Origin of the sequence: Wenyingzhuangia heitensis (genome assembly GCF_011762155.1) — a bacterium.
Classification (GTDB): domain Bacteria; phylum Bacteroidota; class Bacteroidia; order Flavobacteriales; family Flavobacteriaceae; genus Wenyingzhuangia; species Wenyingzhuangia heitensis.
Window position 1 is genome coordinate 1,426,982 of record NZ_JAASQL010000001.1, and the last position, 14,726, is coordinate 1,441,707.

A 14,726-nucleotide genomic window follows, 5' to 3' on the forward strand; every position below is an offset into this window, starting at 1 on the left:
ACTGGTTTTAGGTTAAAAAGTAAAATTATTGTGTCGTTCTAGTTCAATTTAATAATTCTAGTATCGTTATCAATAGTAGTTTCTTCAACATCATATGCAGTTTCTGCAGAAGCGTGTAGCTCTAACATATATTCTGCAATGGCATCTTGCTCACCTCCTGTATAACTAAACGCAGAATTGTTGTTAGGATCGTTTGTTAAAATTGCTCCAGGGTATGCAGTGTCTTCTCCAAAACCAGCACCTTCGTAAAAGTTGATTCTGTTTGGAGCAGATAATTCTGAAAAAGGATACAAGTCACCTCCGTTAGCTAAAAAGTTTAAGGTAACTAAGTTAAAAGTTCTAGTAGATGATCCTTGAATGTTTCCTCCATCAACAACTAAATCTTGTCCAATAGATAATTTTTGTACTCTGTTTCCGGTTCCCTTTGTGGTTCTTGCTGTTTTAGAAGTATCGTATTCTACAACCATTCCTGCAACTTGTGGAAATTGACCTGGAGTAGCTCCATTTGCAGAAGCAGCAAAACCATGCTCTAATAAATCTTTTAATTCAGCAGCAGTAACGGTTAATCTTACCAATCCGTTGTCAAATTTAAAAGCAGCTCTTAAATGTCCTTCAGAAATTGTTTTATCAGCAGATGGTAATAAAGTAGTTGTTCCATCAGGAGCTACTACAATTTGTCCCATGGCAGCTCTAATTCCACCTCCATTTTTAATAGAGATATCAACCGGTTCTGGAGACAACAAGTTTGCATACCATAAGTTTGCATCTGCTGACATGTTTCCTAAGTTTGTTTCTTCGGTTCTTACTTGTTCTCTTCTTCCGTCTAAAAATACGTTAGAGTATCCAATCACGTTAGAAAATTGTTCGTCTATTAAATCGCTTACAGCATCTTCTAAATCAGAAACTCCGTTGTTGTTAGATGGATAAACACCATTGTAAATAGTACTTAAAGTTTCGGTATCAATAACACCATTTTCATCAAAACCAACAATTAATCTACCTAAGTATTTGTAATCTCCATCTACATTTACAACCAATACAGGTTCGTCGTTAGGGTTGGTAGCAGTGTAAGGATATTCTTCGTCAAAAGCAGTATCTGTTTGGAATAGAATATCGTTTTCATCTCCCATTCTGGTGTTAGATCCACCAGCAACAATAATATCTACATCTGTTAACAATTCAGCTAAAGCTTTTTCTACAGAAATTTGTTGCATGTGTGCTAACAAAACTATTTTGTTAATTCCCATACCTTTTAAAGTATTTACAGAGGTTTGAATTTCTGCAGCCAATTGTTCGTTTGTAAATTCAACACCCGGAGAAAATACTAAGTTTCCTACAGAGGTAATTTTAGGAAATGTTGGAGAAGCAGCACCTACAATACCTATTTTTTCTCCTTTAATTGTTTTAACTGCATATTTTGCAACTTGAGTTCCTAATGTATTTGTTTCGGCACCATCTGTACCTACTGTAAAATCAGATTCTCCAGAAAAATCAATATTGGTTGCTAAGTATGGAAAGTTAGAGCCAGAAAAAGTAACATCGTTTTTAGATTCAGAAGAAATTGCATCTGCCAATTCTCCAGGACCTTGATCTAATTCGTGATTACCAATTACGGCTGCATCTACACCAAAAGCGTTTGCGAAAGCAATGTCTATATGTCCAGGTTCATCACTACCCGTCATAGCTCTAATTACGCTTTCTTCTGCAGTGTTGTAACGTGGTCCAGGAATAATAATATCTCCAGAGTTTACGGTTAATGTGTTTTCAGAAAAAAGTACATCATTTTGAAAATGTTTTATCATTGTAGCAAATTGGTTGATGCTGTTTAAGGCAATTTCTTCATCGCCATCAACATCTGCATAATGTAATAATTGTAAAACAAAAGCAGAATTTTCTAGTTTTGCTTGTACAGAAGCATCAACTTCTACAATTTTTTCTACTTCTTTAATCTCTTCATCACAACTGTAAAGAGCAAATGCTACAGCAATAGCACAGATTAATTTTTTCATGATAATTTTATGTTTTGTGTAGCTGCAAATTTATCTTGTTGTGAACCTGTACAGTATTATTACAAAGTTATTGTAACATGAAAAAACGATTTGTACAAGTGTAATGTTTACTTATTGTAAAGTAAAACAATAAACATGATTTTTTGTTTTTACATTGCCGTTGGGAAATTAAAAAGACTACTAGGGAAGCTAATTAGGAATCTTGTGTTGGTTTTGTTTAATTTGTTACATTAATTCTTGTTATGATAAAATTGATCAATAGAAAAATAATTAAACAAGGAATTTGTGAAAGCTATTCTGATACTCATAACAAAAAGATAGAACTTTTAAATACCTATGCTTTAATTTGGGTTTACTTTGTTTTAGTCTTTCCAATAGCAGATTTTATTTTTGGAATTTTTGTTTTAAAAACAACACTAGCCCATATTTGTACTTTTTTAGCTTTGGGGGTAGTGGTTGTATTAAATCGCTTTCATCAGTTTATAATAGCGAGATTTTTTTGGTTGTTAACTGCGTTTGTAAACTTTACAGCATTCTCTTTGTATATATTGCCAGGGACTTATATGGAGTATTACTTTATTATTTTATCGGGGATTAGTTTGTCTCTTTACGACAAAAAAACGGTTCCTATTATTTGTACAGGATTCAGTTTTATTGGTTTTTTAACGCCTTATTTTTTTATAAAAGTGTATCCTAAAGAGTATGCAGATAGAATTGAAGTGCCTGCCGTTTTTGGATTGTTTTTAGCAGTTTATTTTTTGGTGAGTTATTTTAAAAAATTAAACCTAGCAAATGAAAAAAAGTTGTCTTTAGCCTATGAATCTTTAACAGAATCAAAAAAAAGTGAGGTTGCTCATTTACAGCTAAAATCGTTAAAAGCTCAAATGAATCCTCATTTTATGTTTAATGCTATGAATTCTATTCAGAATTTGGTATTAAAAGGAGATAGAAATGAAGCGTATAATTATTTGACAAAATTTTCTTTAATGATACGAGAGAATTTAAACATGAGTGAAAAAAGTTTTGTGCTATTTAAAGAGGAATTATCGTTGCTTAAAAAATATTTAGAGTTAGAAAAATTAAGGTTTAAAGATTCTTTTAAATATAAAATTATTGGAGCCAATACAATAGAGAGTATTAAAATTCCTGCTATGATTATTCAGCCTTTTATAGAGAATTCTATCAAGCATGGTTTGTTACATAAAGTGGATGGAGTTAAAAAATTAGAAGTAGTTTTTAAATTAGAAAAAGAAGTGTTGGTATGTGTTATTACAGATAATGGAGTAGGAGTAAAAGCTTCTAAAAAAATAAATGAAGAGAATGAAAGTAAACAAGATTCTTTTTCTACCAGAGCTATACAACAAAGGTTGATTTTTTTAACAGATTTTTATAAAACAGATATTGGTTTTACCTATTTACCAACAAGTGTAGGGACAAAAGTAGAGGTTAAAATCCCTTATGTAACAGAGCCTAGTTAATTTTTAAACAGACTATTTTGAGAAAGTTATATCAATTTTTTTTAGACATTGGGCAGCAGTCTCATTATTCATCTTTAGAAAATAAGAAAATAAAATTATTAAATATTTATGTTCTTATAACACTTCATTTTGTAGTAATAATGCCTATTGGTGATACTATTACAGGTATTATTACTTCTAAAATAATCCTGTGTTATTTGGTGTTGTTATTGTTTATGATTGTAATTTTATTTTTAAACAAACATCAAAAATATTATTTGGCTACAACTTTATGGTTGGCAATTGTATTGTTTGCCGTTTTTATGTTTTCTATAGCTTTATTACCACAATCTTATAGCGAGTATTATTATGTATTTGTACCCGGAATTGCGTTAACACTTTTTAATAAAAATACAATCCCTGCTATTGTAACTTTATTTAGTTTGTTTTTATTTTTTATTCCTTATTATATAATTGTAGTGTATCCTGAATCGGTCGTAAATAAATTAGATCCGTTTGCTGTATTTGGATTGTTTACTTGTGTGTATTTATTGGTTAATTATTTTAAGAAAATAAATACAGATAACGAGAAAGAGCTAAAGGAAACGTATAAAAAACTAGAAGAGACTAAAAAAAATGAATTGGCCAATTTGCAGTTAAAACTGTTAAGAGGTAGAATGAATCCTCATTTTATGTTTAATACAATGAATTCTGTTCAGAATTTGGTGATTAAAGGAAATACAATGGATACATATACTTATTTGTCTAAGTTTTCTGCGGTAATAAGGGAAAATTTAAGAATGAGTGAGAAAACCTATGTGTTTTTTGAAGACGAATTTTCTTTATTACAAAAGTATTTAGAATTAGAAAAACTAAGATTTAAAAATTCTTTAAACTATGTTTTAGAAAAAGGAAATGTAGTAGCTCACCTTAAAATACCTTCTATGATTATTCAGCCTTTTATAGAAAATTCTTTGCATAGAATGTTTCATAAAACAGAAGGGGTTAAAGATATAGATATTCAATTTTATCAAAATAATAAATTCATTACTTGTACTATTATAGATAATGGAATTCTGGTGAATGAGATGTTTTTAAATCAACAAGAAGTATTAAAAGAACAAGCTTCTTTTTCGGTAGAAAGCATGAGTCAACATTTAGAATTGTTAAAAGAGTTTTATAAAATAAACATTGGTTTTGAGTATACTGTTAAAAACAATAAAACAATATGTTCTGTAAAAATTCCATACGAAACAATAAAGTAAAATGAATTTTTATAGAAGAATAATCAATATAGGACAACGGCATACAGCCGATAATTTAGTGAAAAAAAAGATTGCTTTGTTAAATACATATATTGTTATATGGATGCATTTAAGCCTTTTTTTTATTTTATTAGATCTTCTTTTTAATCCGCCAAATCAACTAAAAGATATAGGAATACATACCGTTTCTTTGTGTGTTTTGTCTTTTTTGATTTTTCTAAATAAAATAAATCAATTTAATCTAAGTAGAGTTTTATACATAACGTTGTCTTTTATTATTTTTTACATTTTGTCTTTTGTCATCACCTTTAGTCCTTATACAATATGTTATTTTATTTTTTTACCTATGGTGGTTATGAGTTTGTATAAAAGCAATGTTCCATCGTACTTTTTTTTAGCTCTTTGCTTGTTAACTTATGCATGGAGCGATTTGTGGATGTTAGAACAAATAACAGTAAACCAATACATAAGAGCAGTTGTTTTGTTAAAAGATCCTGTGGTAACGTCTCTTTTTATAGCAGGGTTTTATTTGTTTTATTACTTTAAAAAGTTAAATCAAAAAAGTGAAGAACAGTTAGAAATAGCTTATCAAAAATTAGAAAAAACACAAAAAGGAGAATTGGCTCATTTGCAATTAAAATCTTTAAAAGCACAAATGAATCCTCATTTTATGTTTAATGCCATGAACTCAATACAGAGTATGGTCTTAAAAGGAGATAAACACAATGCGTATCAATACTTGTCTAAGTTTTCGGAAATGGTAAGAGATAATTTAAACATGAGCGAAAAAAGTTTTGTTTCTTTTGATGAGGAAAATTCGTTGTTAAAAAAATATCTAGAATTAGAAAAGTTAAGATTTAGAAACGATTTTTCGTATAAAATAACAGGAGGTAATTTGGTTGATGATCTTAAAATTCCATCTATGATTATTCAGCCGTTTGTAGAAAATGCCATCAAACACGGCTTGCTGCATAAAGTAAACGGGCAAAAACAACTTCATATAGAATTTAAGCAAAAAGAAGTTTTTGAATGTATTATAACAGACAATGGAGTGGGAGTTCAAAAATGCAAAGAGATTAATATTCAAAATAAAATAGAACACACATCTTTTTCTACCAATGCAATTAAAGAAAGGTTGGCCTTGTTAAAAGATTATTATAAAACAGATATTGGTTTTGAATATATTGCTGTAGCCAAAGGAACCCAAGTAGTTGTTAAAATACCATACACACTAAAATAATGAAAAAGACCAAAGCAATTATAGTTGATGATGAGTTAAGTGCTAGAGAAAATTTAAATTATTTAATAGAAAATTTTTGTCCAGATATTACGGTGGTAAATACTTGCTGTAATGTGAATGAGGCTGTTGTTAGTATTAAAAAACTAAAACCTGATGTGGTTTTTTTAGACATAGAAATGCCTCAAAAAAATGGGTTTCAGTTGATAAAAGAGTTCGATGAAATTAATTTTCAAATCGTATTTATTACTGCGTATGATCAATATGCAATCAAAGCTTTTGAAGTATCTGCTTTGGATTATTTACTAAAACCTATAGATATTGACCGATTGTTAGAGGTGACCACAAAACTTAAAAATCAGTTAGGATTGTTAGGCTTTCAAAAGAGACTTAAGACCTTGTCGTCTAACCAAAAAAAGTTATCTAAAATTTCAATTCCCTATAAAAGTGATTATGTAATTATTAACGTTGATGATATTTTGTACATAGAAGCAGATAGAATGTATAGTCACATTTATACTCATCAAGGAAAAAAATATACAGCTTCTAAAAAATTAAGTCATTACGAAGAGTTGTTTTTTGAAAACTGTAATTTTAAACGTATACACAGGTCGTGGTTGGCAAATTTAGACAAAGTAACCTCTTATTCTAAGTCCGATAAAAATTTAATTATTAACAATAAAGAAATCCCTGTAGGAAAAACATATAAAGAGCAAACAGAGGCCTACCTAAACAACTAAAAATGTGTTTGGAAACAAGAATTGACTCTTGGGAAACTATCTAAATATAAACCTTTATTAAAATATCATTTTTGATGAAAATTAACTAAATCAATTAAAAATGAAAAAGATAGATTTATTTTGTAAAGCAATCATAACTTGTGTTTTAGGTTTTTCCCTAGCATTGGTAAGCTGTACTAAAAGTGATACGGAAGTAGAAGATATTATTACAGAGGAACCAGAACCTGTATACCTAGATAAAAGTATTACAAGTGCAGGTTTTTTAGTTTTTGATGGAGTTAGATCGGACAACGAGTACGACTTTAAATATACACCTGTTATAGAAGTAAATGGATATAATGAAGATTATAACTACGAATTAAAACTAACAGGAGAAAATTTCAATGAAGAATATACATTAAGTTTAACAGAGCCTACCCCAAAAGTTGATGCAGGAAAAGAAGTTGGAGAAATTTTAGCAGCACTTGTTGCTCCTACAGAACCTATAGTAACAACACCTAAACTACAAGCAGATATTACTGCTTTAGATATGGAACCAGATACATATACTGTTGTTATTCTAGAAAAAGAAAGTAATACAGAATTAAGTGTAGCGGGTATAGACAATGCAACTTATGTTGTTGTAGATAGTGATGCAACTAATTTTTTAAGTGGAACTCAGCTAGAAAGTGATGCATGGGCTAAATTGTCTGAATTAAATTTAAATACACATGCCAGTTTTAGAGTACGACCTACTATTGTAAACTACATTAATGGAATAGGTGTTGTGTTAGGTATCTATAATGTAGACGGAAGTAAAATAGGATATGTTTCTTCAAATGGATCCAATGGTGCTACACAAGGAACTTATTCTTATAAATTTCAAGCATCTAAGGTTGATGATTTAATCACAGAAGATGGAACGTATTTGCTACGATTAGAAGAAAGAACAAGTACCATTGATGCAAATGATACAGGATATAGAAATGGACTGTTTCAAAAAATACAAATCACAAAACTTACAAAGGGAGGATTCCTTGTAGATAAAAGTAAATAGCATTATTTTAATTTAATAGTTTTTGTTTTAAACCTTTATAGATATTGTTCTGTAGAGGTTTTTTATGTTATAGTATATGGCTAATACTTGGGAAATAATATATGCTGTTTAGGAAATAATCCATCAATATATAGATAGATAAAACTCATTTTTGTTTAGAAATAATCAAAAAACAAAACATGAAAATTTTATTTAAAAGCACACTACTAATTTTATTTGTATTGATGAGTTGTGCTACATCTGATAGTATAGAAGAACAACCAGACATAGTAAATACAGATGGAAGTTTTTCAGTTGGTTCTAAAGATATAGAAGCTACTAAGGTGACTATTTCTGGAGTTGTTGTAAATTCTGACGATCAATTTAATTTTACAACGCTAGATTTAGATATTTCTAGTGAAACAAGCACTACGCTAACTATAGAGAATTACAAAAATTCTTATAAGTATCAATTAAAACTAAAAGGGAGCTATACAGACAATGTATATTATGTAAATATTAAAAATATAGAAGCCGAAAAAAATACGAGTATTAACAATGTTTCACCTTCGGTTTCTAACACAACAGTTGGGGTAGATTTGTCTGGTTTAGAAATGTTATCAGATTTTTACACCGCTAAATTGATAGAAGTAGATAGTGGAAATGAATTAAGTTTAGAAAACAATACGAGTACAAATAGTACCGAAATAAGATTTATAGATCAAGGAAGTGATGACTTTTACACGACCATAAGAGCATCAGATACTAGTGGAGCTATTTCTAGTACAGGACATCCTAAAGGATATGGATTAAAACTAGAAACTTATAAATTATCTAAAGCAAAAGCATTTATAATACCAGGGAATACACAACGATTGGCTTTTTACAAACCGTCAGATAAGTCATTGATAAAGTCTACACAATCTCCAAGTAGATATTCATCTACTTCTACTAATGGAGGGCAAGCTTATTATACCTATTTAATATACTTAAGTCCAGAAAGAATAGGAGTTGTTGCCGGTGATTATTTAATAAGAATGGAAGAGTTAAACGCTTCAGGTACTATCATAAAATCATCTCCTTATCAAAAATTTAAAATTAAGTAGAACCTGCAGAAAATTTATAAATCAAAAAAAAACAAAACATGAAATTAAAACAAAAAACACTAATAACCGCTTTAGCAACAACCTTGCTTTTTGCATGTAGCTCTAATTCTAATGACATAGAACCGGTTAAAGAACCAGAAGCAATAAAAGCGACAAAAGCAACACTAAAAGAGAAATCTGGGCAAGGTTATCCTAGAGTTTCTGATGAGACAAACACAACAGAAACGTATGATATAACAGCTACAGCCCAAGTAACTATAGAAGATTACGATGCTACCTATGATTATAAATTAAAATTTACAGGGAAACAATATGGTAAAGTTTATGAAGCCTTTGAAGTAGAAGAAACAGAAGAGGTAGAAGAAAGAAAATCTAAAACAAGTGCAGTTTCAGAATCTATAGATAGTAGTACTGGTACCGTAATTAAATTTGATGTTGATAATTTAAAAATGGATGTAGATTTTTATGACGTAACTCTAATAGAAGTGCAGAGTGAAAATGAAATCTCGGTAGAAAATTATTCAGATAATACCCAACCGTATAGAATTTTAGATGTTAATAGTTCAAAATTAGCAACTTCAATAGCAATACAACTAACAGGTAGTATTGGATATGTAACCAGTATTACAGAGGATCAAAATTATACTCTAAATTTTGTAGGTAGAAACCAGAAAAGATTAGATGTAAAAAGTACAGAAACTCCATATTTGGTTTTCTTAAACAAAAGTGATAAATCTTTAGTAAAAAAACGAGAAGTATTTTACGCTAATACAATTTATGATGACAATACAAGTACCCGTTATTACAATCACGATGTAATGAATAGTGCTAAATCAACAGGAGTATCAGTAGGTGATTATTGGGTCCGTTTAGAAATGATCAATAGTAGTGATGAAGTAGTATCACAATCTCCATTAGTTCCTTTAGAGATAGTGGCAGGTAAAGGTATTATACGCGAACTAGATTAGAGATTGAATTTAATTAAGTAGTAAAACTTAAAAAGGTCTTTGAATTTAAATATTCAAAGACCTTTTTTACATTTATATTTGTAAAAAAGGAGAGATGCAGTTTTATCAAAAAGAAATTAAGTTACAAGCAAAAAAAAGAGGCTATCATCTAGTTACAGATGAAATAGTAGTGGCTATTCCCGAAATATCTAAAATTAAAACGGGACAATTACAGGTGTTTATTAAGCATACCTCTGCCAGTTTAACCATAAACGAAAATGCAGATCCTACAGTACGTTTAGATTTTGAAACCCATATTAACAAAATGATTCCAGAAGATATGCCGTATTATCAACATAATTACGAAGGTAGTGATGATATGCCTGCTCACATAAAAGCATCTATGTTAGGTTGCTCTGTTACTATCCCTATTACCAACGGAAAATTAAATTTAGGTATTTGGCAAGGAATTTATTTAGGAGAGCACAGAAATTACGGAGGTGCAAGAATTCTTGTAGTTACAGTTTTTGGAACTTTTTAAACACGTCTTATTGGTTTAATAAAAACTTAATTTTATGTTCTGTCTTAAGGTAGTTTTCTTGAGCTTCATTTATAGGAATACCAACATTCATATTAGGTCGTTTATGTCCAGTATAAGTTAACCAAGCATCTTTCATTAAAATTTGTCTCTCATCTACAAGTTTAAAAATACTATTTCCGTTATTGTATTTTAGCAACGCTTTGTTAAAGGTTGTAAAGTTGGTAAACGTATGAATTCCCAATCCTGATAAAATTTGTTGAGTCATAATCCAGTGTCCCTGTGGTTTGGGATGAATTCCATCACGGGTAAACATAAAATCAGGATTTGTTTTTCTCTCGTTTAGTAATTGGTTCTTCATTCCTTGGTGCACATCAATTACTTTCCAATGGTTTGTGTATTTTAGACTCATTAACCAATTGGCATAAATGTCCATTACGTTGCTATAAGCAGCATTGGTAATTTTATCATAGGGGATAGGAGTTAAATAAATAACGGGAATATTACGTTTGGTTATTTGATGATTTAACCACATCATTCCTTTTTTATATTTTTTAAAACGTTTTTCATCAAAAGGCATATAAATACCATCATTTATTCCATAGCTAGCAAATATAAAATCGGGTTGAGTTTTGTCTAATATTCTTTTGAGCCTTTCTCTTAAATCCGGACGAGGAAATTTCCCTTTAGCATGATCGGGTTCTGACAAACCTGAAACTGTTTCGCTTGGCAAACCAACATTAATGTACTCTCTTTTTATGGATGGATTTTCTAAAGTTAGAATGGTTTCTAGATAACTAATATAATCTCCTTGGTAAGTAATGCTGTTTCCTAAAAATAAAATGCGTTTGGCATCTGTAGGTATTTTATAAACCGTTTGAGCGGTTAGAGATATACTTATAAATAAGAATAGGAAATTTAATTTTTTCATTTGATTTCATCTTAGGAAGTTATAAATGTAATCAAAACTATTTTTAGAAAATAAGACTTAAAGATTGTAGTTAGAAATTAGTTGAGTAATCATAACATACAAGTTAATAAGTGATATAAGAATAATAATAACTTTTTGCTTTCTAGTCATACTTAAAAGATTGTTGTTTAAGAGTCTAAAAATGACTAAAAACTTACATCTTGATTTCTTTAAAAAAAGTTAAGAAAGTTTCCATTTGTAATCTGTATGTACTTTGTAGATAATATATCCAAAAGGAATCCACCAGATTAAATCATTAAAAATTAGGGTGTAAAAAAACTCAAAAGGAACAATACCTTGTATGTAATTTCCTACAAATCCAATAGGGCCAAAAATTTTACCCAAAAAACCGACAACTACAATAGGCCAATGTTTCATAGGATTGTAAGATGCTAGCCAATAACCAATTCCGTAAACTCCAACAATCATTCCCATACCTTGCCAAATCATAGGTAGGTTTAAACGCTCCATGCCTACCAAATCAAAAAAATGATTGGGGAATAAAACCACCCAAGTTCCCCAAAGAATATTATAAATAGCGGCTAGTTTTAAAATTGTTTTCATGTGTTATATACTTTGAAGTGCTTTTTTATACGTTTCTATGGCTCTTTCTCTAGCAAATTTATGGTCTACTATAGGTTTTGGGTAAGATAATTCGTTTAATTCTGGAATCCATTTTTTTATGTAGATCAAATCTTTATCAAACCGTTGTATTTGTGTGGTAGGATTAAAGACTCTAAAATATGGAGCAGCATCGCAACCTGTTCCTGCAGCCCATTGCCAATTTCCGTTGTTAGCAGCTAGTTCGTAGTCCAATAGTTTTTCGGCAAAATAAGCTTCTCCCCATTGCCAATCAATCAATAAATGTTTGCATAAAAATCCGGCAGTAATCATACGTACTCTGTTATGCATGTGTCCGGTAGCATTCAATTCACGCATACCTGCATCTACTAGCGGATATCCAGTTTGTCCGTTGCACCATTTTTTAAAATCCTCTTCGTTATTACGCCAAGGAATTACATCGTATTTAGACTTAAAATTATGGTTCTTTACTTTAGGAAAATGGAATAGAATCTGCATAAAAAATTCTCTCCAAATCAATTCACTTAAATAAACATCACTCTGCTCTGGCAAGTCCAAAATTATTTGTCTAATACTTACGGTTCCAAAACGTAAATGGGGTCCAATATGCGTGGTGTGGTCTATAGCAGGAAAATCTCTATAATCTCCATAGTTTTTAATTTTTGTAGGATTAAAATCAGAAACTTGTAGGGTTGAGGTTTTAAAACCAATTTCTTCTAAGGATGGAATTTCTAAATGGTGCTGAATTAAATTTTGAAAGTTACCCTTTTCTGTAATTAATTCTAATTTTTTAAAAGCAGCCAACCACTTGTTCTTAAATGGAGTATAAATGGTATAAGGTTTTCCGTCGGCTTTTACAATTTCACCTTCTTCAAAAATTACTTGGTCTTTAAAACGATGAAATTCAGCCTTGTGCTCTTTGGCTAATTTATAAACGTTTCTATCCCTTTCCAACGCATAAGGTTCGTAATCTTTGTTGGTATAAATGTTCTGAATATCATATTCTTTAAAGAGATCCTCCCAAACCTCTAAAGTTTTTCCTTTTAACACCAACAAACCACTGTTTTGTTCTTTTAATTGCTGATTAATTTTAGACAAACAATTATAAATAAAATTTACTCGTGCATCGTCTTTTTCTAAAAACTCTAAAATAGCATCGTCAAAAATAAAAATAGGCAATACAGGAAAATCAGAAGCCAAGGCCTTGTTTAAAGCTGTATTGTCAAACAAACGTAAATCTCTTCTAAACCAAAAAATATTAACTTTCTGCATTTAATTTTTGTTTAAAGTATTGATGTAAATAAAGGTTGCTAAAAATTAACAACATACCGTAAAAAGTATCTTCTACAGGAATGGTAAACATTCTAATTCCTAAATTTTCTGTATTGTTGTACCAAACTATTGGAGCTTTTAAAAAACTCCCCGTTAAAATTCCGTTACTGATAAAGAAAAAAGGTAAAATAGTAGCAAAGGCTAAGTAATAATAGAACAGATTTATTTTTTTAGCATGTAGGTACAATAAAAAGATTCCCAAAAACAAAAAGGTTAAAAAAGTATACCATCTATTGTAGTTTAAAATACTTAAACCTAATAAAAACAAAGCTAAAATATAATTTGTTTTTTTTAGACGAATACTGTGTTGTTTGTTTTTTAGTAAGTACTGAAAAGCAAAAAAAGTAAAAGAACAGGCATAGGGAATGCAAATAAAAAACAAGATTTCTTCAATAGGTAAATGACCAACATAAACTCCAGTTAAATAATCTGGATTAAATCCCCAGAAACCGAGTTTGGTGAAAATTTCATCCCACACTAAAAAAAAAGTAGCGACTACAATACAGCTTATAAAAAAAGGTTTCCATTCCTTATAAAATGGATGTTTTTTATAAAAACTACACAAAAAAGGAATAAGCAAACAACCTAAATCTATTAATAAATATGTGTATTGCATTAAAAATATTGTTTAAAATATTTAATAGGAACGTACAACATTCCAAAACATTCTCCTTCTTCTTTACCTAAATGTTTGTGATGTACTTTGTGAGCTTTTCGTAACGATTTTATGTATGGATTTTTAATGTTTTTAAACCAATTAAAACGTTGGTGAATAATAATATCATGGACTAAGAAGTAGGCAATTCCGTAAAATAAAATTCCCAAACCAATAAAAAACAAAAAGTTAAGTTGCGGATGAATTCCATAATAAAATAAGGCAATACTGGGAATGGCAAAAATCACAAAAAAGGCATCGTTTTTTTCAAACACACCTTGGTATTTGGGTTGATGATGATCTTCATGCAAATACCATAAAAATCCATGCATTACAAATTTGTGTGTACACCAAGTAATACATTCCATTACTAAAAATGTAGCAACGGTGGTTAAAATATATATAGCTACACTATTCATTCTGTATTTTTTTTAGGTGATTTAAAATCGTTTTTTGATAACTTTTTTCAATATTACTTTCATCAATATTTTGGATGATAAAAGCATAATCTTTATCAATAGAACTATTGTAATTTAAAAAGCTAGGAGCCATCTTTTGAGTGAGCCACCTAATGTATCTAGCTTCTATGTTTTTATTGTTTTTATCAATAAAGTTTTCTAGCATTTTTTTTCCTTTGTTAAAGTTACTCAACTTGCTAATTGGAGACCAAACAAATTCTGCTTTTTTCATGGTTGCTGCAGCGTGGTAGGGTGTTGTTTTGTCACAGGTAGATTTTTTACATAAAAGAAGCATGTCTTCTAATTGTTCCTCATTTACACCCGCCTGAAAAATAGCTCTAATTTTAGGCAATTCGCTACAATTTTGTGCTTGTAGATTTAATGACAACAAAAGGAAAAAAACAACATTTTTCAT

At 29.9% G+C, this 14,726-nt stretch carries 15 protein-coding genes; 8 read left to right on the top strand and 7 right to left on the bottom strand.

Annotation, left to right across the window (positions count from 1 at the left end; translation table 11 throughout):
• Positions 1-38: 38 nt before the first annotated feature.
• Positions 39-2,009, bottom strand: a complete 1,971-nt coding sequence (locus FHR24_RS06115) for a bifunctional metallophosphatase/5'-nucleotidase (protein WP_167185405.1) — start codon at positions 2,007-2,009, stop codon at positions 39-41.
• A gap of 242 nt (positions 2,010-2,251) precedes the next feature.
• On the opposite strand from FHR24_RS06115, the gene FHR24_RS06120 reads away from it, so the two are divergent.
• From FHR24_RS06120 to FHR24_RS06155, 8 genes are all read left to right on the top strand, one after another.
• Positions 2,252-3,487: a sensor histidine kinase gene (locus tag FHR24_RS06120; RefSeq protein ID WP_167185408.1), complete on the top strand. Its 1,236-nt coding sequence runs from the start codon at positions 2,252-2,254 to the stop codon at positions 3,485-3,487.
• Between the two features lie 17 nt (positions 3,488-3,504).
• Positions 3,505-4,731: a sensor histidine kinase gene (locus FHR24_RS06125; RefSeq protein ID WP_167185411.1), complete on the top strand. Its 1,227-nt coding sequence runs from the start codon at positions 3,505-3,507 to the stop codon at positions 4,729-4,731.
• A gap of 355 nt (positions 4,732-5,086) precedes the next feature.
• A complete protein-coding gene (locus FHR24_RS06130) occupies positions 5,087-5,971 on the top strand; it encodes a sensor histidine kinase (RefSeq protein WP_167185413.1) in 885 nt (294 codons plus the stop codon).
• The gene (locus FHR24_RS06135) at positions 5,971-6,708 is read left to right on the top strand and encodes a LytR/AlgR family response regulator transcription factor (protein ID WP_167185416.1); all 738 of its coding nucleotides are present in this window, start codon (positions 5,971-5,973) and stop codon (positions 6,706-6,708) included. The genes FHR24_RS06130 and FHR24_RS06135 overlap by 1 nt, the downstream gene beginning before the upstream one ends.
• A 100-nt stretch (positions 6,709-6,808) precedes the next feature.
• Positions 6,809-7,744, top strand: a complete 936-nt coding sequence (locus FHR24_RS06140; protein ID WP_167185420.1) for a hypothetical protein — start codon at positions 6,809-6,811, stop codon at positions 7,742-7,744.
• A 179-nt stretch (positions 7,745-7,923) separates the two neighbouring features.
• Positions 7,924-8,829, top strand: coding sequence for a hypothetical protein (locus tag FHR24_RS06145; protein WP_167185424.1), 906 nt, complete (start codon positions 7,924-7,926; stop codon positions 8,827-8,829).
• Positions 8,830-8,867: 38 nt separating this feature from the next.
• The gene (locus FHR24_RS06150) at positions 8,868-9,797 is read left to right on the top strand and encodes a hypothetical protein (RefSeq protein ID WP_167185427.1); all 930 of its coding nucleotides are present in this window, start codon (positions 8,868-8,870) and stop codon (positions 9,795-9,797) included.
• A 94-nt stretch (positions 9,798-9,891) separates the two neighbouring features.
• Complete coding sequence (locus FHR24_RS06155) at positions 9,892-10,317, top strand: secondary thiamine-phosphate synthase enzyme YjbQ (protein ID WP_167185429.1); 426 nt, start codon at positions 9,892-9,894, stop codon at positions 10,315-10,317.
• 7 nt (positions 10,318-10,324) lie between these two features.
• On the opposite strand, the gene FHR24_RS06160 is transcribed toward FHR24_RS06155, so the two are convergent.
• From FHR24_RS06160 to FHR24_RS06185, 6 genes are all read right to left on the bottom strand, one after another.
• Entirely contained in the window at positions 10,325-11,245 is a 921-nt protein-coding gene (locus FHR24_RS06160) for an SGNH/GDSL hydrolase family protein (protein WP_167185432.1), read from the bottom strand.
• 219 nt (positions 11,246-11,464) lie between these two features.
• Positions 11,465-11,848 carry an alkyl hydroperoxide reductase gene (locus FHR24_RS06165; protein WP_167185435.1) on the bottom strand — a complete coding sequence of 128 codons (384 nt, stop codon included), beginning with the start codon at positions 11,846-11,848 and terminating at the stop codon, positions 11,465-11,467.
• A gap of 3 nt (positions 11,849-11,851) precedes the next feature.
• A complete protein-coding gene (locus FHR24_RS06170) occupies positions 11,852-13,138 on the bottom strand; it encodes a cryptochrome/photolyase family protein (RefSeq protein WP_167185438.1) in 1,287 nt (428 codons plus the stop codon).
• On the bottom strand, positions 13,125-13,814 hold the full coding sequence (locus FHR24_RS06175) for a lycopene cyclase domain-containing protein (protein ID WP_167185440.1): 690 nt from the start codon (positions 13,812-13,814) through the stop codon (positions 13,125-13,127). The genes FHR24_RS06170 and FHR24_RS06175 overlap by 14 nt, the downstream gene beginning before the upstream one ends.
• Positions 13,814-14,272, bottom strand: a complete 459-nt coding sequence (locus tag FHR24_RS06180) for a sterol desaturase family protein (RefSeq protein WP_167185443.1) — start codon at positions 14,270-14,272, stop codon at positions 13,814-13,816. Before FHR24_RS06180 ends, FHR24_RS06175 begins: the two co-directional genes overlap by 1 nt.
• Positions 14,265-14,726 (bottom strand): hypothetical protein, encoded by a 462-nt coding sequence (locus FHR24_RS06185; RefSeq protein WP_167185446.1) that lies wholly within the window; start codon positions 14,724-14,726, stop codon positions 14,265-14,267. Before FHR24_RS06185 ends, FHR24_RS06180 begins: the two co-directional genes overlap by 8 nt.